Below are 22,205 nucleotides of genomic sequence, written 5' to 3' on the forward strand. Positions count from 1 at the left end.
GGTGTCCGCTTTTTTGTGCGAAATGTGTTGAATTGTGCGTGAACGGTTAAAAATTCGGGAAATAAATAAGACTTGTAAAGCGTCGATATTGTTAATCATGCTCAAATGTGAACATTTTGCGAACTCAAGCATTGAGACATTACAGCGCTATATAAAATCATTATGATAAGGGTATCCAAGGGAAATCATCTGTGATGTTGCGCGATAGACATTGGTTTAAAGCGCTAGAGAGAGATAGGAGGTAATCAATAGATGTTTCAAGATCCTGTCCTGATGAGCCGGGCGTTAACGGCACTCACGTTGGGTTTCCACGTGATTTTTGCCACAATCGGCGTCGGGGTTCCACTTTTAATTTTATTGGCAGAGTTTCTAGGCATTAAAAAGAAAGATCCGAAATATACCTTGATGGCCCGTCGTTGGTCACGGGGCTATGTTGTCACAGTAGCGGTCGGTGTTGTGACGGGTACGGCAATCGGGCTTCAGCTGTCCTTACTTTGGCCGAACTTGATGCGGGTAGCCGGTCAAACGATCGCACTCCCATTGTTCATGGAAACGTTCGCGTTCTTCTTTGAAGCGATCTTCCTCGGAATTTATTTGTACACGTGGGATCGATTTAAAAACCCGTGGCACCATATGCTTCTCGGGATTCCGGTCGCGGTCGGTGCCTTGTTCTCAGGTTTCTTCATTACGACCGTGAACAGCTTCATGAACCAACCGGTCGGATTTGATATCGTCGACGGACGGCTTGCCAACGTGAGCCCGCTTGAAGCGATGTTCAGCCCAGCGATGCCAACGAAAATGGCGCACGTCTTGACATCGGCTATCTTGACGTCGGCGTTCATCCTAGCGGCGATCGCGGCCGTCCAGTTGCTCCGTCAGCGACGGAACCAGCTCGACAAGTTGTCAATCGAGTATCACAAAAAAGGACTACGCTTGACGATGACCGTCGCACTCATCTTCGCAATCGCGACTGCTCTTGTCGGGGACTTCTCAGGGAAATACTTGGCGAAGTACCAGCCGGATAAATTGGCGGCTGCGGAGTGGCACTTTGAAACCTCCTCGGAAGCTGAGCTTATCCTAGGCGGCTGGCTCGAGGAAGATGGGGAAGGCGGTTACGAAGTACGTGGCGCTTTGAAGATTCCATACGCCTTGTCCATCTTAGCTGGCGGCGTACCGAACTACGAGGTAACAGGTCTTGATGAATTCGCGAAAGAAGACCAGCCACCGCTATTCATCCACTATCTGTTTGATGCGATGGTCGGGATCGGGATGCTCCTCGCACTGATTTCGTTCTTGTTCGTCCTCGGACGTTATATCAAGCGGCTACCGCAATTCAGTAAACCGATGCTCATCGCCATCGCAGCGGGTGGTCCGCTCGCGATGATGGCCATCGAGTTCGGCTGGTTCTTCGCCGAGTTCGGTCGTCAACCTTGGGCGCTTTATGATTTGATGCGCACGAGTGAAGCGGCCACGACATCAGCGAACGTCGGTTGGATGCTTATCGCCTTTGCGATCCTGTATGCAGTTCTTGGCGTAGTCACGGTGCTCGTCTTGACTCGTCTGTTCAAGGACAACCCAGTAGGGAAAGAACTAAAACAATCGGAGCATCGCGGTGAAGCGATGTTCGCGGATGAAGTGTGATCGGAGGGTATGACATGCAGATTCAAGAACTAGGGATTGCCGTACTATGGACGTTTTTGTACGGCTATCTCATCGTCGCATCGATTGATTTCGGTGCCGGCTTCTTCGCTTTCTATAGTAAGTACACGAAGCGTGACCACATGATCAACCGTCTGATTCAGCGGTACTTGTCACCGACGTGGGAAGTGACGAACGTCTTCTTCGTCTTCTTCTTCGTTGGAATCGTCGGGTTCTTCCCGGATACGGCCTACTATTATGGGACAGCACTTCTCGTTCCGGCTTCGGTCGTCTTGATTTTGTTGGCGATTCGCGGGAGCTTCTATGCGTTCGCCAACTACGGTTCAAAAGAGAGCACGTTTTACATGTTCTTGTACGGGGCAACCGGCCTCTTGATCCCAGCCTCGATGTCGACCGTCCTCACGGTCAGTCAAGGTGGGTTCATCAATGAGACCGAGTCCGGCGTCTTCTTTGACGGCATGAAGTTGTTCACCAACTTCTACTCATGGACCGTTGTCTTCTTGGCAATCGTGTCGGTGCTCTACATCAGTGCCATGTTCCTTTTGTTCTACGCGGACAAAGCGCGTGACGTTCAAGCGGTCCCGCTCGTTCGGAAGTGGGCCTTGTTCTGGAGCGTGCCGACGATTATTGCCTCGGGCCTCGTCTTCTTCGGGTTGAAGTCGCAGGCGGCTTGGCATTATGAGAGCATTTTGGCAGGCAACTGGTGGTGGTTCGCCGCAAGTTTCATCTTCTTCGTCGTAGCGGTTTCATTCGTCTACTTGAAGCGGAACTACGGCCTCGCTTTCTTGATGGTCATGGGTCAATTCTTCATGGCTTGGTTCGGATATGGTTATACGCACTTGCCATATATCCTTTATCCGTACATCGACATCAACGGAAGCGTCGTCAACGAATCGATGGCGGTCGCGCTCGTCGTCGTCTTCATCCTCGGATTGCTCCTCCTCGTACCGGCGCTGTATCTCTTACTTCGCCTGTTCTTGTTCGACAATGACTATGTACGCGGAAAGCGTTCGAGTGGTAAAGCATAAGACCGGATGATTCCGGTCTTTTTTTGTATAGTTTTTTTGGAGGGAATCGGTTACACTGTACGAAGAATCGGGAACAGAAACAGCGTAGGAAAGGGATGTATGAAATTATGACAGGTGAATTTGCAGTCATCGGATTAGGTCGATTTGGCGGCTCAATCGTTCGTGAATTGTCGGCGAACGGGTATGATGTGTTGGCCATCGATGCCGATGAAGAACGCGTCAACGAATTTATGGGACTGGCGACACATGCGGTCATCGCGGATACGACAGACGAGAACGTATTGAAGAGTCTCGGCATTCGTAACTTTGAGCACGTCATCGTGGCGATCGGGGAAAACATTCAAGCCTCGATTTTGACGACGCTCATTTTGAAAGAGCTTGGCGTTCAAATCATTACCGTGAAGGCGACGAACGATTATCACGAGAAAGTGTTGCGCCGCATCGGAGCCGATAACATCGTCCACCCGGAACGCGACATGGGTGTTCGGATCGCGAACGGGTTGATGAGTCAAAGCATCCTCGACTACCTCGAACTCTCGAACGAGCACTCGATCGTTGAAATCAAAGCGTCGGATAAGTTGTCGAACAAGTCGCTCATCGACTTGGACCTCCGTGCTAAATACGGCGTCAACATCGTCGCCGTTCGCCGCGACGACGACGTCATCATCTCCCCGCAAGCCGACGAGATGATTCTGCCAGAAGATATCTTGATTATTATCGGCAAAGATACAGACTTGGACCGACTCGAACGTACCCTTCGGTCTAGATAAAAACGAGAGGCGCGCGCCTCTCGTTTTTTTAGATGAGCTTCATTTGTTTTAAGCCGTACTCGATGCCATCCTCGAGAATCGACTTTGTGACGAAGTCCGCAACTTCTTTCGCCTCGGTCCGGGCGTTGCCCATCGCGATACCGGTCCCGACGTATTCGAGCATTGCCAAGTCGTTCAAGGCGTCGCCGAACGCATACGTGTTTTCGAGCCTGTACCCGTTCGCCTCGATGAAGTGGCGAATGCCATCGGCCTTGCTCGCCCCGCGATTGATGACGTCCATGGCGTGGGGGTGCCAACGGATGAAATCAAATTCGCCGTACGCGTCCAAGTAATGATGCTCTTCTTCCGGTGTACAGTAAAGTAACGTCTGATAGACGGCTTGTTCGATATGGAAGTTCGGTTCGTAAGTCGGGATCGGCATATCGAGTTCTCCAAGCGACTGTTCGACGACATGGTCGTTTGCTTTCGTCGCTCCGCCCCGATCTTGGCCGAGGTAGACGAGCGTGTGGTCGTTCGAGCCCGCATGCGTTGTCAGACGGTGGAGAGCATCTGTCGGTAAGGCATTTCGGTAGACGACCTCACCTTGATGGACGACGATTTGTCCGTTGTAACAGACGAAACTCTCAATCCCGACTTGTGCGGGGATGTCCGACAACATCGCCGGACCGCGACCGGTCGCGATAAACGTCTCGACGCCGTTCGCGCGGAGTTGTTCGATGGCTTTGATTGTCGAAGGTGGAATGTACGACCCTTCGTGGAGCAACGTCCCATCGATATCAAAAAAGACTACTTTCTTATCTTCCATGTTGTTTCACCATGCTTTCTCTGTCTTTATGAAGTCAGTTTTATACTAAAAAGCATAACATGAAATTGAGAAACCGCCCTCAATCTAACGTCATTAGTGAAATATTGTCACAATATAAGCTATAATGAAGAAAGAATCTTACGGAGACATAATTTTTATAGCGAGAATCACTTATGTATCACATAGATGAACATCAACTACTTGTAGTAAGGAGAGATTAAATGAAGTTTGTAAAGAACCACCAAACAGCTGTGTTTGCCTTAGGCGGGCTCGGAGAAATTGGGAAGAACACGTACGTCGTTCAATTCCAAGATGAGATTATCGTCATCGATGCGGGCATCATGTTCCCGGAGGATGACTTGCTTGGAATCGATTACGTGATCCCTGATTACTCGTACTTGATTAAAAACAAAGATAAAGTCAAAGGGGTGTTCATCACCCACGGTCACGAAGACCACATCGGCGGTATCCCGTTCCTGTTGAAACAAGTGAAATTGCCGATCTACGCGACGAAGCTCGCGCTCGGCTTGATTAAAGTGAAGTTAGAGGAGCATGGATTGCTCCGCGAAGCGGAACTTCACGAAATCGATGAGGATACGATCGTTAAATTCCGTAAGACGAGCATCTCGTTCTTCCGGACGACCCACTCGATCCCGAACTCACTCGGTGTCGTCGTCAAGACACCACAAGGAAATATCGTTCATACGGGTGACTTCAAATTTGACTTCACACCGGTCGGCGAACCGGCTGACATCGCGAAGATGGCAGACATCGGGAAAGAAGGCGTGCTCTGTCTCTTGTCTGATTCGACGAACGCAGAAGTCGAAGGCTTCACGATGAGTGAAAAAGTCGTCGGCGGGACGATCAGCGAGACGTTCCGGAAAGCGGAAGGCCGCATCATCTTCGCCACGTTCGCCTCGAACATTTATCGTCTGCAACAAGTCGTCGATGCTTGTGCCGAGACAGGCCGCCATTTGGCTATCTTCGGTCGATCGATGGACAAAGTCATGACGATCGGGCAAGAGCTCGGCTTCATCAATGTGCCAAAAGGCATGATCATCGAAGCGAATCAAATGCGGAACTATGAGCCGCATGAAGTGGCAATCCTTTGTACCGGTTCGCAAGGTGAGCCGATGGCAGCGCTCAGTCGCATCGCCAACGGGACGCACCGCCAAGTATCGGTTATTCCTGGAGATACGGTCATCTTCTCGTCGTCACCGATTCCGGGGAACGCCATCTCGGTCGGGAAGACAATCGACCAATTGTATAAAGCCGGCGCGGACGTCGTCTACGGCAAGTTGACGAACATCCACACGTCGGGCCACGGTTCGCAACAAGAGCAATTACTCATGATCCGTTTGCTGAACCCGAAATTCTTTATGCCGATTCACGGCGAGTACCGCATGTTGGTGAAACACGCTGAACTCGCAGAGTCGGTCGGCATCCCGAAAGAAAACAGCTTCATCATGGATAATGGAGAAGTGCTCGCGGTCGACGCCGACTCGGCGGCCATCACGGGTAAAATCTCGGCTAACGCGGTTTATGTGGACGGGAACGGCATCGGGGACATCGGCAATATCGTTTTACGCGATCGCCGCATCCTTTCAGAAGATGGGCTCGTCGTTGTCGTCATCAGCATCGACGGCAAGACACGCAAACTCGTCTCCGGTCCAGACATCATTTCACGCGGTTTCGTCTATATGCGTGAATCTGGTAGCTTGATCCGTGATGGGGAGCGCTTGCTCAAGAAGACGGTCGAACAAGGATTGTCGAACAAGCAGATGAAGTGGTCGGAGATGAAACAACTCGTCTCGGACACGCTCACGCCATACTTGGCACAAAAAACACGAAGACACCCAATGGTTCTTCCGATCATCATGGAAGTATGACCGAGCGGGCTGTAGGTGACTACAGCCCGTTTTTTAGAGGACTATAATAAAAGGAGATGGTGCTGAATGGAACGACCAAAACGGAAGAAAGGGTGGGTGAAATGGGGGCTTGCCGCGTTTGCCTTACTTTTCCTCATCACGATGGTTTACCATCAAGTCAAACCGCTACCGGACGGTGTGTCCCGGGCGTCGGAGCCGGTCGCGATTTCAGACGACCAAATCGATTTTTTATCTGATTTGACGTATCAAGGCGAAGACACTGAAATCAATGAGCAAGAGATTTTTCAAGATGTCGAACGATCAATCCGCGAGGCACGGGAATATATCGTCATGGACTTTTTCTTATTCAATCCTTATTCGAACGAAGACCGTCAGTATCCCGACATCACGGCTAGCCTGTCGTCGGCCTTGTTAGAACAGATGGAAGCGTATCCGGACATGAACGTCGTGTTGATCACCGATGAGATCAATACGACGTATAACGGTCATGCGTCCGATCATTTAGACGTGTTGAAAGAAGCGGGCGCCGAGATCGTCTACACGAACCTCGATGCGCTCCGTGACCCGAATATCTTATACTCGACGCTGTATCGCATCGGGTTTCAATGGTTCGGTGACAGTCAGAACGGGTGGCTCCCGAACCCGATGGCCAAGTCGGCCCCGGATATCACGATCCGGTCGTATTTACGACTCTTGAACGTGAAAGCGAATCACCGCAAAGTGATGGTGACCGAGAATGATGGTTTCGTCTTATCGGCTAACCCACACGATGCGAGCGGCTACCATTCGAACGTAGGCGTCCGGCTCGACGGTCCAATTTTAGCGGACATCCTCGAAGGGGAAGAAGCGATTGCGACATTTTCGAAAGGGGACGCCGAGCGTTTCCCGAGCGAGGAGAAGCTCGCCAACCTGCGCCAAGAGGAATCATCCGGTCCGATGCAAATCCGTTATGTCACGGAATCAAAAATTCAAGAAGCGGTCATCGGAGCAATGGAAGAGGCTGAAGCTGGCGAGACGATTTGGATCGGCATGTTCTACTTGGCCGACCGTAACATCATTCAAGCCATCCATGAGGCCGCTGAGCGCGGTGTGTTCGTCAAACTGATCCTCGACCCGAACACGAACGCGTTCGGTCGCGACAAATCAGGTTTGCCGAACTTGCCTGTCGCAGCGGAATTGAACTCGGTGAACCCGGAGCAAATCGAAATCCGGTGGTACGAGGTCGGCAAAGAACAATATCATCCGAAGATGCTGTACGTTGAAGGGGACCGGCGTGTCGTCGTCATGGGGTCAGGGAACTATACGACCCGGAACATGAACGACTATAACCTCGAAGCGGACGTTGAAGTCGTGACGACGACGGAGACGGAATTCATTCGCGAAGTCGACGGCTACTTCAAACAGCTATGGAACAACGAACAAGGGACGTACACGCTCGCCTATGATGAGATTCAGACCGATTTACCAATCGGGAAGTATTTGATTTATTGGTTGCAGAAGTTGACGTGGACGATGACCTATTAAGTCGAACCCGCCTTCGCAGGAAGGCGGGTTTTTGTTTGCGGATGGTGGATGTTGGTGAACGTCATTTTGACTTTCACCGGCGTTTGCTTCGGTCGACAGACGCCGGTCAATCCAAATAACTTGCCACGTAATGCGAGGATGATGACCGGACGAGTACCTATAATCATGATACCGAACAAAACCCGCCCTCATGAGAAGGCGGGTTTTCGTCAATTCGTTTCGACAGGGTTAAACTCGTTCGAATACTCGTACAAGAAGCGTCCTGTCTCCCGGAGGACGTCTGTCTTCCGGTGGAGCGAGAAGTGATCGTACGGCACGGTCTCCGTGTCGATATTGTTCGTGTATTCTTCGAGTAGGAGCGAGCTGGACGGCTCGATCAAGTTGAACTCGCCGCCGCGCCCTGAGAAGGAGAACACCTGGACGGAACGTGGCCACGTCTCGAGCTTGGCTTGGAACGCTTGCAGACCATCGGAGGTCGGGGACAAGTCGCGGATGGCGGGGCTTCCCGTATTGATTCCGAAGTTGCTAGCGGATAAACCAAAGTTAGCGAGGCGAGTGCCGGCGAACGGACTATCATACGTCACGAACTTGTCGATGATGTAGTCTTCTTGATTCAAGATATAGTTCGCTGCCGCGACGCCGCCCATGCTGTGGCCGATCAAGTACATTCGATCAAACGAACGGTTCCGCTCGTCCTTATAGCGTTCGATGGCGGCGTTCAGCCATTTCGTCTGATTGTTGAGCGATGCCTCAGCATCCTCGTATTCGATGCGGACAATCGGTCGCATCGAATTATAGTCATTGATGACGCAGTCGACCGCACCTTTCGCCGTCACGGTACAGAGCGCCCCATCTTTGGCCAACCCGCGCTGTTCCATATACTGCGAGAGGCGGAGGAAAGTTCGGTCTGTCCCGAGCAAACCGTGCACGGCGAACGTCGGGATGAACTCGTCCGTTTGGGCCGCTTGGCGAATTGCTTCGGTCTTCCGTTCGGTCGTCAATTCTTCGCGGATCGTCACGATGATCAAGGCGAGTGTCAAGACGAGAATCAATCCACCGAAAATACGGGACCGAATCGATGTCTTGTCTGGATTGCCGACGTTTTTGCGGTACTTCCGCCAGACGAAAAAACCGATCAGGGAGAGGGCGAGGCCGACGACGATCGTGATGATCCATGCTTTGACGTTCGGCACGTGGGCGACGAGTGTCATGTTGTTTTGACGGCCGCCGTACACTTGCCATTCGACATGTTTCATGGAACGCAAGTCGAGTCCGGTTCCGTCTTCGACGAACACGCCGGTCGGCACCGTCAAATTGAACCGAATATCGGCTTGACGAACGTACCGCTCTGCTAATTGTTTCGGCGAGCCGCTCAAATTCACGCCGGGTAGGTCGACACGGTCGAGCCGAAGGTCGAGATTCGTATTGAGCACATACGAGTCAAACCATATCCCGTCCTCTTTTGCGACATCGAATTTCACATCGGGAGGGACGAGGATACCGGCCGGCCCGGTTTTCCATTCTTCTTTGATGTTTTGAAGGTCATCGACATGATCGAACGTTTTCTTCAGCACCATGCCCTCGTAATCGTCCTCACTCGAATAGTCACGCGTTGCGTAGCCGTTCTCAGTCGCTTGTTGTTTCCATGTTTCCCAATCAAGCCGCAAATTGAGCAACTTCATGACGGGGTGGTCGCGGAAAGCGTACGTCGTCTCTAACGTGACCGACTGGTCGTAATGAACGGTGGCATCATACTCAATCCGGACACATCCGCCGATTAAAAGAAATAAAAATGGGAATACTAACAACAGCGCCTTTTTTTTCAAGCTCGTCACCTCAAATCGGCTCACCGTAAGTCTCTAACGGGTTGGTTGGATTGATGCGGTCGTAAAACAAGACCCCATCTAAATGGTCGAGCTCATGCTGACAGACGATGGCGCGCATCCCACGGAGACGCAATTTGATCGGGGCACCGTCACGGTCGAATCCTTCGATTGTGATGCGGCGATGGCGTGGGACGTTCCCTTTCACGACGCGATCGACAGATAGGCACCCTTCGCCGCCGTTTAAGTACGTCTGTTCAACCGAGTGGCTCGTGATTTTCGGGTTGAAAATCGATAGTTTGAACGTGTCGTCTTCTTCATGGAGCAAGACCGTGAAGAAACGGCGATTCACACCAAGCTGAGGTGCAGCGATGCCGATGCCGCCACGAAGTTCATACTTCTCGCTCATCTCGGGATCCTGGCTATTGACGAGGAACGTCTCCATTTCGTCGAGTAACGCGAGGTCTTCTGCCGTCGGTGGGACCGGGACCTCGATTGAACGGGTGCGGAGCCGCTCGTCTCCTTCACGAATCACATCTTTCATCGTTAACATGCAAAACTTCCTTTCCAATGGCGATATGATCAATTATATCATATTTATTAGTGATTTCGCCTAGATGGTACAGAAGGTGAAATGAAAATGATACAGAGCCGAAATCAAGAGAAAGATGTGCTCATGTAAGCGTTTTTATGAGGTGAGCATATTTTTTGCGTTATTATAACAACCCGTTTTATACTGACTAGGAAACGGCAGGATAAGTGTTACTTTCCTGAATCACGTTAATACAGATTGCTTTTTTGGACAGATACACTTAAGATTTGAGGTAGTGTTTGATCACAAAAAAGACAATTGTCTCATAGTTGAAAGGATGAGGTGAAACGAATGAACAACGTTCAGGTACTTCAAAACGTGGAAGAAAACTTCCAAACGTTCCGTATTCTCGACGAGAAGGGCGAGGTCGTCAACCAAGACGCGATGCCCGATGTAACGGACGAGCAACTCCAGGAGCTTATGCGCCGCATGGTCTATACTCGAATCTGGGACCAACGTGCCATCTCGCTCAACCGTCAAGGACGCTTAGGTTTCTATGCGCCAGTGGCTGGTCAAGAAGCAACGATGATCGGGACGCAATACGCGCTCGACAAACAAGACTGGATCCTTCCAGGCTACCGTGATATCCCACAACTCGTATTCCACGGACTTCCGCTTTATCAAGCGTTCTTGTTCTCACGTGGCCACGTCGCGGGTAACCGTATCCCTGAAGACGTCAACGTCTTGATGCCACAAATCATCATCGGGGCACAAATCATCCAAACTGCGGGTGTGGCTATGGGCCTCAAACGCAACGGCAACACAAACGTCGCCATTACTTACACGGGTGACGGTGGTTCATCACAAGGTGACTTCTACGAAGGATTGAACTTCGCAGGTGCATTCAAATCACCAGCCATCTTCGTCGTTCAAAACAACCGCTTCGCCATCTCGACACCTGTTGAGAAGCAAACTGCAGCTAAAACGATCGCGCAAAAAGCTGTCGCAGCGGGAATCAACGGAATTCAAGTTGACGGAATGGACGTTCTTGCTGTCCTCGCCGCAACACAACAAGCGCGTAAAGACGCACTTGATGGAACTCCGACGCTCATCGAAGCACTCACATACCGTTACGGACCACATACGCTCGCTGGGGATGACCCAACACGTTACCGTACGAAAGAACTCGATACAGAGTACCAAGAGAAAGATCCGCTCGTACGTTTCCGCCTCTTCCTCGAAGGCAAGAAGCTTTGGAACGAAGACATGGAAAACGAAGTCATCGAGCAAGCGAAAGCAGACGTGAAAGAAGCGATCAGCCTCGCCGACAAAGAACCAAAACAAAAAGTTTCGGACTTCATCAACAACATGTACGAAACACTTCCTTCAAACTTGAAAGAGCAGCTTGAAGAATATACAGCAAAGGAGTCGAAGTAAGTTATGGCTCAAATGACAATGATCCAAGCGATTACTGATGCGATGCGCGTAGAAATGAAGCGCGACGAGAAAGTACTTCTCTTCGGAGAAGACGTTGGTAAAAACGGTGGGGTCTTCCGTGCGACGGAAGGACTTCAAGATGAGTTCGGCGAAGACCGTGTCTTCGATACGCCACTCGCTGAGTCGGGTATCGGTGGTCTTGCAATCGGTCTTGGTCTCACAGGCTTCCGTCCAATCATGGAAGTTCAGTTCTTCGGATTCGTTTTCGAAGTCTTCGACTCGGTTGCTGCTCAAATGGCACGTATGCGTTACCGTTCAGGCGGCGCTTACAGCCAACCGGTTACAATCCGTTCACCATTCGGTGGCGGTGTTAAAACACCAGAACTTCACGCGGACAGCCTTGAAGGCTTGATGGCTCAGACACCTGGTCTTAAAGTCGTCATCCCGTCAACGCCTTACGATGCTAAAGGTCTTTTGATCGCATCTATCCGTGACAACGACCCAGTCGTATTCCTCGAGCATATGAAACTTTACCGTTCATTCCGTGGCGAAGTTCCAGAAGGCGACTACACGATCGAGCTTGGGAAAGCAGACGTGAAGCGCGAAGGAACTGACGTTTCGATCATCACTTACGGTGCAATGGTCCACACGTCACTCAAAGCGGCAGAAGAGCTTGAGAAAGAAGACATCAACGTCGAAGTCATCGACCTTATGACAGTTAGCCCGCTTGATATCGACACAATCGTAGAATCAGTCAAAAAGACTGGTCGCGCCATCGTCGTTCAAGAAGCACAACGTCAAGCAGGTATTGCGGCAAATGTCGTAACTGAAATTCAAGAACGCGCAATTCTTCACCTCGAGGCACCAGTGCTTCGTGTAACTGCACCAGACACGGTCTTCGCTTTCGCACAAGGGGAAGACGCATGGTTACCTGACCATAAAGATGTCGTTGCAAAAGTTAAGGAAGTTATCAACTTCTGATCGTGTTCAAGTAACGATGAGGGAGAATTGTCTCCCTCGTTGTGTTTACATGATGAATTGATGGGAGGAAAAACCAGTGGCAGTATTTGAATTTAAATTACCAGACATCGGTGAAGGAATTCACGAAGGTGAAATCGTCAAGTGGTTCGTAAAAGCAGGGGACACAGTAAAAGAAGATGACATTCTTCTTGAAGTTCAAAACGACAAAGCCGTCGTTGAAATCCCTGCTCCAGTTGATGGAACAGTTAAAGACGTTAAAGTCTCTGAAGGTACAGTTGCGGTCGTCGGTGACGTCCTCATCACGTTCGATATCGAAGGTGACGCGCCAGCAGGCGAAGAGGAAGCAGCTCCTGAACAGCCAAAAGCTGAAGAGAAGACGGAAGACGTGAAAGAAGACGTAAAAGAAGACGGCCCGCGTGAAGTACAACTTCACAAATCGGAGCGCGTCATCGCTATGCCTTCAATCCGCAAGTACGCTCGTGAAAAAGGCATCGACATCCGTGAAGTCAAAGGTTCTGGCGACAACGGCCGCGTCTTGAAAGAAGACATCGATGCATTCGCAAACGGTGAAGCACCAACAGCCGAAGCTACAACAGAGAAAACAGAATCTGTAGCTCCAGCAGCAGCTGCTAAAACGGAAATCAAGCCTTACGAGTCAGCGACGCCTGAACTCGAAACGCGTGAGAAAATCCGTGGAATCCGTAAAGCGATCTCGAAAGCAATGGTCAACTCGAAGCATACAGCTCCACACGTTACACTCATGGACGAAGTCGACGTCACGAAACTCGTCGCACTCCGTAAAGAGTTCAAACAAGTGGCTGCTGACCAAGGCGTGAAACTCACGTACTTGCCATTCGTCGTTAAAGCATTGACAGCTGCAGCGAAAGCTTACCCAGCCATCAACGCATCAATCGATGATGTCAACGAAGAGATCGTCTACAAAAACTACTACAACATCGGTATCGCTGCCGATACGGACAACGGTCTCGTTGTTCCTGTCGTCAAAGAAGCGGACCGTAAGTCAATCTACGCACTCGCTACAAACATCAATGAGCTTGCCGGTAAAGCACGTGAAGGCAAACTTGCTGGGGACGACATGAAAGGCGGATCGATCACAATCACGAACATCGGTTCTGCTGGCGGACAATGGTTCACACCTGTCATCAACCACCCAGAAGTTGCGATTCTCGGTATCGGCCGTATCGCTGAAAAAGCTGTCGTTAAAGACGGTGAGATCGTCGCGGCACCAGTCCTCGCCCTCTCATTCAGCTTTGACCACCGCCTCATCGACGGTGCGACTGCTCAAAACGCACTCAACATGGTGAAACGCTTGCTTCAAGATCCAGCACTTCTAATGATGGAGGGATAAGAACATGGTAGTAGGAGAATTCGCACAAGAAACTGATTTGCTTGTCATCGGCGCCGGTCCTGGTGGATACGTCGCAGCCATTCGTGGCGCACAACTTGGCCTCAAAGTCACAATCGTCGAAAAAGGTAACTTTGGTGGCGTTTGCTTGAACGTCGGTTGTATCCCATCAAAAGCGTTGATCACAGCTGGTCACAACTTCCAGCACGCAAAAGGTCACTCGTCAATGGGTATCACGTCTGACAACGTATCAGTCGACTTCACAAAAGTCCAAGACTGGAAACAGTCGGTCGTCAACAAATTGACTGGCGGCGTCAAAGGCCTTTTGAAAGGTAACAAGATTGACATCGTTCAAGGTGAGGCTTTCTTCGCATCTGAAGACACAGTTCGTGTTATCACAGAAGACAGCTCGACTCCTTACAAGTTCAAAAAAGCGATCATCGCGACTGGTTCGACACCAATCGAGATCCCATCGTTCAAATGGTCAAAACGCGTCCTTTCTTCAACTGGCGCATTGGCTCTTCCTGAAGTACCGAAGAAACTTGTCGTCATCGGCGGCGGTTACATCGGTATGGAGCTTGGCACAGCGTACGCGAACTTCGATACAGAAGTCGTCGTCGTTGAAGGCGCAAGCGACATCTTGTCTGGCTTCGAGCCGCAAATGACGCAAATCGTCAAGAAGAAACTCAAACAAAAAGGTAACGTCACGATTCACACGAACGCTCTTGCAAAAGGCGTCGAGGAAACAGAAGACGGCGTAACAGTTAAGTTTGAAGTGAATGGCGAAGAGCAGTCTGTTGAAGCGGACTACGTCCTCGTCACAGTCGGCCGTCGTCCAAACACTGGCGACATCGGTCTCGAAAACGCGGAAGTTAAAATCAGCGACCGCGGCATCATCGAAATCGACGACCAGTGCAAGACGTCGAACGAAAACATCTACGCAATCGGCGACATCGTACCAGGACCACCGCTCGCGCACAAAGCTTCTTACGAAGCGAAAGTTGCAGCGGAGGCAGCTGCCGGTAAGCCAGCATACCTCGACTACTCAGCAATCCCAGCGGTCGTCTTCACTGACCCTGAACTTGCAACAGTCGGTTACACAGAGCCACTCGCAAAAGAAGAAGGACTTGAGATCACTGTATCGAAATTCCCATTCGCAGCGAACGGCCGTGCCCTCGCTCTCGACGAGCCAGACGGCTTCATGAAGCTCATCACGCGTAAAGAGGACGGTCTCTTGATCGGTGCTCAAATCGCGGGTACAGGCGCTTCAGATATGATCGCCGAGCTTGGTCTCGCCATCGAAGCAGGCATGACTGCAGAAGATATCGCGCTTACAATCCACGCTCACCCATCACTCGGTGAGATGGCAATGGAAGCGGCAGAAATCGCAATGGGTATGCCAATCCACGTCGTTAAATAAGTCAAAAGCTCTCTCGCTTACTCGCGAGAGAGCTTTTTTATGTAATGAACGGTCCGTTCGACTTCTTGAAAGCCGATCCGTTCATGGAATTGTTGGCTGCCGACGTTTTCGATTTCCGTATCCGAAGCGAGCTCGTCGCATCCGTTCGACCGGGCGTATACGGAGGCCGCCTCGACGAGGCGTGTCGCCACGTCCTGCTGCCGCGCGGCTTCGATGACGTAAATCCCTTCTATAAACGCGGTCGGGGAGGTGGAGGTGCCAGGGACATAGTCATGACGGAAGCTGAGCTGACAAAATCCGACCGGTTCATCCGTTTCCGCGATAAAATAGTGCATCTTGCCGGAGCGGATCCCGAGCCGGACCTCAGGGGTCAGTTCAGCAACGGGGGCGTCTGGCCATAGTTGTCGCATGAGAGCTACCAGTTCAAGGCAATCTTGTTCATTCGCTTTTCGAATCTTCATCAGTCGTCCTCCTTATGTTTCGTACGTTCAGTATAAAGGAAAATAAAGAATGAAGTGAGAAAGGAGGGAACGATGATGGCGTTCGATGAAGAATTGTTATACACCGTCTCTGAGACGAGCCGCGTCCGATTCACGGGGATCGAGACAGAGACGTCACGTTATGATTTCGGTTTTGTGTATACACATCAATTTATGGGGAAAGTGCTCGTCGTCTGCATGCAGACCGGACAGTCTGCCCTTCTTGACGTCCATGCGCTCGAAGAACCGAGACAGCTCTATCCGATGCTCAGCATCGCCTTGCGAGACACCGGACACGTCGCTGAGTTTTTACGCCTTTGTCTAACTGAAAATGAGACTGAATCCAACCAAACTGAAAATTCACCCCTTGAAAAAATGTAAGCGTTTTCTTATAATGGAACGTAGGGGAAGCAATTCGATCATCATAAGCCACCTTTTCTTCTGATGACACAAAGCGAGCCGGTCCATTGGACCGGCTCGCTTTCGTCTTAGCGGATAGCTTTTGTTTGTTGGATGACTTTAATCATTTGGAGCGACTCGTCTTCTAGACCTTGGACCGGTAGACCGGCCTCGATGTTGGCCATAATATATTCGAGCGTCGATGTCGTGATGAGCTCTCCCGGAATAATGATTGGGATTCCTGGTGGATATACCATGATGAACTCGGCCGAGATGCGTCCGACGGCGTTCTCGAGTGGAATCGTCTCCGTTTCCTCGTAGAAGGCGTCACGCGGGCTGAGCGCGAGTGGCGGGATCTCAGGGAGCATGATCGACAACGAATCGTTTCCAGACTGGTCGTAGACCGATACGACGTCACGCATCCCGTCAATCAACGCTTGAATCGTCGACTCGTCGTCGGCGCTCGTCACGATGAACAAGACGTTCAACAGATCTGACATCTCGACTTCGATGCGGTGCGTCTCGCGCAAGTACTTCTCGACTTCAAAGCCGGTGATCCCGAGCTCGCGGACCGAGACGAGGATTTTCGTCTCATCGAGCGCGTACGTCGACTCTGAATGAAGTTCGGCGTGACCGTAGACCGACAAGTGCGGCATGTTGTCGATGGCCACTCGAGCCGATCGTGCGAGCGTGAGGGCACGTTCGTTCATCGCCTCTCCTTTTGTCGCCAATTGGCGACGGGCCGCATCGAGCGACGCGAGGAGGAGGTAAGACGTCGATGTCGTCGTGATCATCGACAACATCGCGTGAATCCGTTCTGGTGAGACGAGTCCGCGGCGGACGTTCAAAATGGAACTCCCGGTCATCGAACCGCCGAGTTTGTGCACACTCGTTGCCGCGACGTCCGCGCCGGCCTGCATCGCAGAGAGCGGGAGTTCGTCGTGGAACGGCAAGTGGACACCGTGTGCCTCATCGACGAGGACAGGTACGTCTTGGGCATGGGCGACGGCGACGATCCGTTCTAAATCACCAGCGATCCCGAAGTAAGTCGGGTTGATGACGAGGACGGCTTTCGTGTCAGGGTGCATCTCGAGGGCGCGTTCGACGGCACTTGCCGTGATTCCGTGGGCGATTCCGTATGTCTCATCATATTCAGGGTGAATGAAGACAGGGTGGGCCCCGGTCAAGACGAGCGCGGACATAACAGATTTATGGACGTTGCGCGGCACAATGATCTTCTCGTTCGGTCCGACGACGCCCATGATCATTGCCATGATGGCGCTTGATGTCCCTTGAACTGAGAAGAACGTCTCGTCGGCACGGAACGCTTCGGCTGCGAGGCGCTCGGCTTCGGCAATCGCCGCTTTCGGATGATGAAGGTCATCGAGCGGGGCAATGTTGATCAGGTCGATCTTCAAAGCGTTCTCGCCGATGAAGTCGCGGAACTCAGGGTCCATTCCTTTCCCGCCTTTATGGCCTGGGATGTGGAATGCGATCGGATTCGTGTCCACGTGCGTGAGCAACGTGTCAAAGAGCGGTGTCTCGAGCTGTGTAGCACCTTTAAGTTTCAATAGTAAGTCCTCCTTGATAGCAGTGTGTATATGGGTTGTCGGTTTAGGTTCAATCTCATGTCATTTTAGACGTTTCGTTTTAAAAAACAATGCAACAAAAAAACTATAGTGATTTCTATCCCAACTTGCAATAGTTTTTTTTGTTGATACAATGGTTGTCGAGGTGAAGAATATGCAAATCAACTATCCGATTAATCCGGACTGGACGACGGATGAGCTCATAGAAGTCGTCGAGTTCTACAATCAAGTCGCCCTTGCCAATGAAGGCGGTGTCGACCGCGAAACGTTTTTGGATGCGTATCGGTCGTTCAAACAAATCGTGACATCGAAATCAGAAGAAAAACAACTGAGCGCCGTGCACGACGAACAGACCGGATACTCTACCTATCGTACGGTCCAAGCGGCCCTAAAATCAAATGCAAAGATTATAAAATTGTAACTGCTGGAAAGCATGGGAGAACAGAACAGTTTTCTCATGCTTTTTTTGTTATTTGTCTTTTAAATAGGGTACATATTATTAACAGTTATTTCAGGTTTAGCGTCAGTTGAAATGGGAATATACTCACTAAGATAAAAAATTCAAAATAGTCAGACAATTCTCTTTCCTTTTTGAATCTCATCTGATATACTCAATTCAACTCACTAAACCGTAACTTGTAGCCCAACTAAAGGAGTGTGGCATCTCATGAAACAAGTGATCGAGGCATTCAAAAGAAAAGACGCAGAAAAACGGATTCCGGTGCTGCGCTTAGAGATTGATTATGAATTGGCAACTCTCTTCGATGCGATGGCGTCACAAGACGATGCCACTGTCCAGGCTAGCAAGCATCGGTTAGAGAAATATCGCCAAGAACTTTTGCGTCTCGAAGCCTGACCCACAACCACTCATTCAACCAGTATTCCATGCGGATACTGGTTTTTGTTTGGTACAATACATAGTAGAGGTGATAAACATGTTGGAATGGTTCGCGATTGACTTGATTAAACAAGCAGGGGAATATATTCGGCAAAAAATCGATGAGAGCTATCGCATCGAACGAAAGACAGGTAAAGGGGATTTGGTCACAGAAATCGATCGAGCCGTCGAACAGTTGATTGTCGACCGTATCCGTGAAACGTACCCCGAGCATCACATCATCGGGGAAGAAGGAATCTCGACAGGACCGGACGACTTGTCCGGAACGGTCTGGTTTGTCGATCCGATCGATGGGACGTTGAACTTCATCCATCAGAAGCGCATGTTCGCCATCTCAGTGGCCGTCATGATCGATGGGGTCGTCGAATACGGCTTCGTCTATGATGTGATGGCGGATGAGCTGTTCGTGGCACGTCGCGGCGTTGGGACGACGCTGAACGGTCGTAAGCTTCCGGCCATCCAAGAACATCATGTCCGTGACGCCTTCCTGAGCATGAACGCGACTTGGGTCACACCGAATCAGCAGATCGCTCCGGAAGTACTCGCCCCAATCGTGCGCGACTCGGTCGGCACGCGGGCCCATGGCGCCGCGTCGCTCGAACTCGCGTGGCTCGCCGCGGGTCGGGTCGACGGGTACATCACGATGCGGAATATGCCGTGGGATTATGCGGCTGGAAAACTGCTCGTCGAGGAAGTCGGAGGCAGAGTCGTCTCAATTTACGGGGAACCGGTCCGTTATGACGGGAAGACGTCGGTCCTTGCCGGTAGCGAGACGTTCGTCAAAGATGTCGTCAAACACTATGTCATCGCCAAAGGGGCGGCGCCGGAAGTGAGACCTGATCTTCAGATTGGGATTAACGGCTCCTACGACCGTGTCCGGGACTTGCTCGTCTTGGCCAATCCGAACGAGGCGATGGTGCGTGAGCAGTATGAAGCGGGGGAGACATATGAAGCGACGCTCGGCGGAGAACGCGTCGGAGCGTATATGTTGGTGCGGCGCAGTGAAACGCTGCTCGAGCTCGTCAATATCGCCGTCAAGCCGGAGCGGCAAAACCAGACGATCGGACAACGGCTGCTCCAAGACGCGATTCGTCGGGCCGAGCAAAGCGGTGCGAAGCAGATGCTCGTCTGTACGGGCAACTCGAGCATCGTCCAGTTGCGATTTTATCAACAAGCTGGCTTCCGCTTCGACTCGGTCGAGCGCGACTACTTCCCGAGCCATGGTTATCCGCCAATCGAAGAGGACGGGCTCGCCTTGCGTGACCGCATCTGTCTGACACGCGACTTATAAGCGTGTCAGACAGAAGGACAAGCTCATAAACAAGGCCCGGGCGCAGCGCCCGGGCCTTCTGTTATGGACGTCGGTCAGAGAGGACGCGACGGCGTAAGTTGATACCGAAGAACGTGGCGATGCCGCTCAAGGCGAGACTGCCGATGATGATGGCGGCACTTCCTTCGGCCACCCCAATTCCGATGCCGACGAAACCGGCGACGACCGCGGTCGCGATTAAAACGAACATGAGTTGCATGGAGATTCCCCCTTTTTTCTCTAGTCTTCTTTATTGTAGTCAAAAATGATGCGTTTGGAAACGTTAACAGTTGATAACACTCGACAAAGGTGGTGGGACGTGTGCTATACTCTTAAAGTTGAATAAAAGATGAAACTTTTTTAAATAAGAGAGGACTAACTACATGAATGTAAGAACTAACCTTCGGAACGTAGCCATCATCGCCCACGTTGACCACGGTAAAACAACGCTTGTCGATGAATTATTGAAACAGTCTGGTACTTTCCGGACAAACGAAATGGTCGCAGAACGCGCCATGGACTCGAACGACATCGAACGTGAGCGCGGAATCACGATTCTCGCGAAAAACACGGCAATCGATTATAAAGATACACGCATCAACATCGTTGATACACCAGGTCACGCCGACTTCGGTGGTGAAGTTGAGCGGATCATGCGTATGGTTGACGGCGTTATCCTCGTCGTCGATGCACGTGAAGGCTGCATGCCACAAACGCGTTTCGTATTGAAGAAAGCACTCGACCAAGGTCTCCGTCCAATCGTTGTCGTTAACAAAATCGACAAGCCGATGGTACGCCCACTCGACGTTGTCGATGAAGTTGTCGACTTGTTGATCGACCTTGGAGCAGATGAAGATCAACTTGAATTCCCTGTCGTCTATACGTCTGCTGTCAGCGGTTCAAGTTCGTTCGATCCTGATCCAGAGAAGCAAGAAGATACAATCACGTACGTGCTCGACACGATTCTTGAGAACACACCGGCACCAATCGATAACTCGGATGAGCCGCTTCAGTTCCAAGTCACGATGCTCGACTATGACAACTACCTTGGCCGGATCGGTGTCGGTCGCGTCTTCCGTGGGAAAATCAAAGTTGGCGAGTCAGTCTCACTTTGCAAAACAGACGGATCAATCAAACAATTGCGCGTCACTAAATTGTTCGGTTACTTCGGCCTCAAACGTGTTGAAATCGAAGAAGCCAAAGCTGGTGACTTGATCGCCATCGCCGGGATGGAAGACATCAACGTCGGTGAGACGGTCACGCCAGTCGGTAAAGAAGAGCCACTTCCGCTCCTTCGCATCGATGAGCCAACACTTCAAATGCGTTTCATGACGAACAACTCTCCATTCGCAGGGCGCGAAGGCGATTTCGTGACGGCACGTAAAATCGAAGAGCGTTTGATGAAACAACTTGAGACGGACGTTTCACTCCGTGTCGAGAACACAGATTCTCCTGACCAATGGATCGTATCAGGACGCGGTGAGCTTCACCTCGGGATCTTGATCGAGAACATGCGTCGTGAGGGCTACGAACTTCAAGTTTCGAAACCACAAGTTATCATCCGTGAAGACGAAGATGGTACGAAGATCGAACCGTTCGAGCGCGTCATCGTTGACGTCCCAGAAGAGTACACGGGTTCAGTCATGGAATCAATCGGTCTCCGTAAAGGTGAACTTGCCAACATGAACACGAACGACAACGGTCAAACACGTATGGAATTTATCGTTCCTTCACGTGGCCTCATCGGATATCGTAACGAGTTCTTGTCAGCGACACGCGGATACGGAATCTTGAACCACACGTTCGAAGAGTACCGTCCGTTCATCTCTGCTGACATCGGCGGCCGCCGCAGCGGTGTCATGGTTTGTATCGAACCTGGTAAGTCGACGGCTTACTCGATCGGTGCCCTTGAAGATCGTGGAACGATCTTCATCGAGCCAGGTGTAGAAGTATACGAGGGAATGATCATCGGTGAATGTAACCGCGACGTCGACCTCGCGATCAACGCTGTCAAAGGCAAACAGTTGACGAACATGCGTGCTTCAGCAAAAGACTCGACACAAGTCTTGAAACGTCCACGCGTCTTCTCACTCGAAGAGTCGCTCACGTTCTTGAACGATGACGAGTACTGTGAAATCACGCCGGAGTCAATCCGTCTCCGTAAAAAAGTCTTGAACAAGAACGAACGCGAGAAAGCTGACAAGCGTCGTAAACTTGGTAAAGAATAAGTCAGAAAAAAAGGGAGCGCCTAGGCGTTCCCTTTTGTTTTGGATAGTGTAGAATGATTGTGAAGGAAA

Annotated in this window: 21 protein-coding genes; 14 read left to right on the plus strand and 7 right to left on the minus strand. The window is 51.0% G+C overall.

All coding sequences use genetic code 11. The annotated features are described in order from the left end of the window. Positions 1 to 252: 252 nt before the first annotated feature. The 3 genes from KNP86_RS01800 (at position 253) to KNP86_RS01810 (ending at position 3,457) form a co-directional block, all read left to right on the plus strand. Positions 253 to 1,641: a cytochrome ubiquinol oxidase subunit I gene (locus tag KNP86_RS01800; RefSeq protein WP_034777000.1), complete on the plus strand. Its 1,389-nt coding sequence runs from the start codon at positions 253 to 255 to the stop codon at positions 1,639 to 1,641. 14 nt (positions 1,642 to 1,655) lie between these two features. Then, the gene (locus tag KNP86_RS01805) at positions 1,656 to 2,687 is read left to right on the plus strand and encodes a cytochrome d ubiquinol oxidase subunit II (RefSeq protein ID WP_034777001.1); all 1,032 of its coding nucleotides are present in this window, start codon (positions 1,656 to 1,658) and stop codon (positions 2,685 to 2,687) included. Between the two features lie 107 nt (positions 2,688 to 2,794). Beyond that, on the plus strand, positions 2,795 to 3,457 hold the full coding sequence (locus tag KNP86_RS01810) for a potassium channel family protein (protein WP_034779811.1): 663 nt from the start codon (positions 2,795 to 2,797) through the stop codon (positions 3,455 to 3,457). Between the two features lie 28 nt (positions 3,458 to 3,485). Here KNP86_RS01810 and KNP86_RS01815 read toward each other — a convergent pair whose 3' ends face one another. Further along, the gene (locus KNP86_RS01815) at positions 3,486 to 4,262 is read right to left on the minus strand and encodes a Cof-type HAD-IIB family hydrolase (protein ID WP_034777002.1); all 777 of its coding nucleotides are present in this window, start codon (positions 4,260 to 4,262) and stop codon (positions 3,486 to 3,488) included. Positions 4,263 to 4,483: 221 nt separating this feature from the next. Here KNP86_RS01815 and rnjA point away from each other — a divergent pair, with 221 nt between their 5' ends. Together rnjA and KNP86_RS01825 are read left to right on the plus strand one after the other, a co-directional pair. After that, on the plus strand, positions 4,484 to 6,151 hold the full coding sequence (gene rnjA, locus KNP86_RS01820) for a ribonuclease J1 (RefSeq protein ID WP_034777003.1): 1,668 nt from the start codon (positions 4,484 to 4,486) through the stop codon (positions 6,149 to 6,151). Between the two features lie 66 nt (positions 6,152 to 6,217). After that, the gene (locus KNP86_RS01825) at positions 6,218 to 7,675 is read left to right on the plus strand and encodes a phospholipase D family protein (protein WP_034777004.1); all 1,458 of its coding nucleotides are present in this window, start codon (positions 6,218 to 6,220) and stop codon (positions 7,673 to 7,675) included. On the opposite strand, the gene KNP86_RS01830 is transcribed toward KNP86_RS01825, so the two are convergent. The 3 genes from KNP86_RS01830 to def are packed head-to-tail and all read right to left on the minus strand — an operon-like array spanning position 7,672 to position 10,051. Continuing rightward, on the minus strand, positions 7,672 to 7,854 hold the full coding sequence (locus KNP86_RS01830) for a hypothetical protein (protein ID WP_034777005.1): 183 nt from the start codon (positions 7,852 to 7,854) through the stop codon (positions 7,672 to 7,674). The two genes, KNP86_RS01825 and KNP86_RS01830, sit on opposite strands and share 4 nt — an antisense overlap. Before the next feature lie 30 nt (positions 7,855 to 7,884). After that, positions 7,885 to 9,510, minus strand: a complete 1,626-nt coding sequence (locus KNP86_RS01835) for an alpha/beta hydrolase (RefSeq protein WP_214752894.1) — start codon at positions 9,508 to 9,510, stop codon at positions 7,885 to 7,887. A gap of 1 nt (position 9,511) precedes the next feature. After that, positions 9,512 to 10,051 (minus strand): peptide deformylase, encoded by a 540-nt coding sequence (gene def / locus KNP86_RS01840; protein WP_214752630.1) that lies wholly within the window; start codon positions 10,049 to 10,051, stop codon positions 9,512 to 9,514. Positions 10,052 to 10,381: 330 nt separating this feature from the next. Here def and pdhA point away from each other — a divergent pair, with 330 nt between their 5' ends. The 4 genes from pdhA (at position 10,382) to lpdA (ending at position 15,234) form a co-directional block, all read left to right on the plus strand. After that, the gene (pdhA, locus tag KNP86_RS01845) at positions 10,382 to 11,467 is read left to right on the plus strand and encodes a pyruvate dehydrogenase (acetyl-transferring) E1 component subunit alpha (protein WP_034777009.1); all 1,086 of its coding nucleotides are present in this window, start codon (positions 10,382 to 10,384) and stop codon (positions 11,465 to 11,467) included. Positions 11,468 to 11,470: 3 nt separating this feature from the next. Beyond that, on the plus strand, positions 11,471 to 12,448 hold the full coding sequence (locus KNP86_RS01850) for an alpha-ketoacid dehydrogenase subunit beta (protein WP_034777010.1): 978 nt from the start codon (positions 11,471 to 11,473) through the stop codon (positions 12,446 to 12,448). Positions 12,449 to 12,524: 76 nt separating this feature from the next. Then, entirely contained in the window at positions 12,525 to 13,817 is a 1,293-nt protein-coding gene (locus KNP86_RS01855) for a dihydrolipoamide acetyltransferase family protein (protein ID WP_034777012.1), read from the plus strand. A 4-nt stretch (positions 13,818 to 13,821) separates the two neighbouring features. Beyond that, positions 13,822 to 15,234 carry a dihydrolipoyl dehydrogenase gene (lpdA, locus tag KNP86_RS01860; protein ID WP_034777014.1) on the plus strand — a complete coding sequence of 471 codons (1,413 nt, stop codon included), beginning with the start codon at positions 13,822 to 13,824 and terminating at the stop codon, positions 15,232 to 15,234. Between the two features lie 17 nt (positions 15,235 to 15,251). Here the strand turns inward: lpdA and aac(6') are convergent, their stop codons facing one another. Then, positions 15,252 to 15,695 (minus strand): aminoglycoside 6'-N-acetyltransferase, encoded by a 444-nt coding sequence (gene aac(6'), locus KNP86_RS01865; protein ID WP_034777016.1) that lies wholly within the window; start codon positions 15,693 to 15,695, stop codon positions 15,252 to 15,254. Positions 15,696 to 15,767: 72 nt separating this feature from the next. Between aac(6') and KNP86_RS01870 the strand changes: the two genes are divergently transcribed. After that, a complete protein-coding gene (locus KNP86_RS01870; RefSeq protein ID WP_483298405.1) occupies positions 15,768 to 16,094 on the plus strand; it encodes a DUF3055 domain-containing protein in 327 nt (108 codons plus the stop codon). A 107-nt stretch (positions 16,095 to 16,201) separates the two neighbouring features. On the opposite strand, the gene KNP86_RS01875 is transcribed toward KNP86_RS01870, so the two are convergent. Further along, positions 16,202 to 17,683 carry an aminotransferase class I/II-fold pyridoxal phosphate-dependent enzyme gene (locus KNP86_RS01875; protein WP_214752632.1) on the minus strand — a complete coding sequence of 494 codons (1,482 nt, stop codon included), beginning with the start codon at positions 17,681 to 17,683 and terminating at the stop codon, positions 16,202 to 16,204. A gap of 172 nt (positions 17,684 to 17,855) precedes the next feature. Here KNP86_RS01875 and KNP86_RS01880 point away from each other — a divergent pair, with 172 nt between their 5' ends. From KNP86_RS01880 to KNP86_RS01890, 3 genes are all read left to right on the plus strand, one after another. After that, on the plus strand, positions 17,856 to 18,122 hold the full coding sequence (locus KNP86_RS01880) for a UPF0223 family protein (RefSeq protein ID WP_034777021.1): 267 nt from the start codon (positions 17,856 to 17,858) through the stop codon (positions 18,120 to 18,122). Between the two features lie 246 nt (positions 18,123 to 18,368). Beyond that, on the plus strand, positions 18,369 to 18,557 hold the full coding sequence (locus KNP86_RS01885) for a hypothetical protein (protein ID WP_015881266.1): 189 nt from the start codon (positions 18,369 to 18,371) through the stop codon (positions 18,555 to 18,557). Positions 18,558 to 18,636: 79 nt separating this feature from the next. Beyond that, positions 18,637 to 19,890: an inositol monophosphatase family protein gene (locus tag KNP86_RS01890; protein ID WP_034777023.1), complete on the plus strand. Its 1,254-nt coding sequence runs from the start codon at positions 18,637 to 18,639 to the stop codon at positions 19,888 to 19,890. A gap of 61 nt (positions 19,891 to 19,951) precedes the next feature. On the opposite strand, the gene KNP86_RS01895 is transcribed toward KNP86_RS01890, so the two are convergent. Continuing rightward, complete coding sequence (locus KNP86_RS01895) at positions 19,952 to 20,128, minus strand: hypothetical protein (RefSeq protein WP_034777025.1); 177 nt, start codon at positions 20,126 to 20,128, stop codon at positions 19,952 to 19,954. Between the two features lie 163 nt (positions 20,129 to 20,291). On the opposite strand from KNP86_RS01895, the gene typA reads away from it, so the two are divergent. Further along, positions 20,292 to 22,136, plus strand: coding sequence for a translational GTPase TypA (gene typA, locus KNP86_RS01900; RefSeq protein WP_034777027.1), 1,845 nt, complete (start codon positions 20,292 to 20,294; stop codon positions 22,134 to 22,136). Positions 22,137 to 22,205 lie beyond the last annotated feature (69 nt).

This window comes from Exiguobacterium sp. s16, from assembly GCF_018618115.1.
Taxonomy (GTDB): domain Bacteria; phylum Bacillota; class Bacilli; order Exiguobacteriales; family Exiguobacteriaceae; genus Exiguobacterium; species Exiguobacterium mexicanum_A.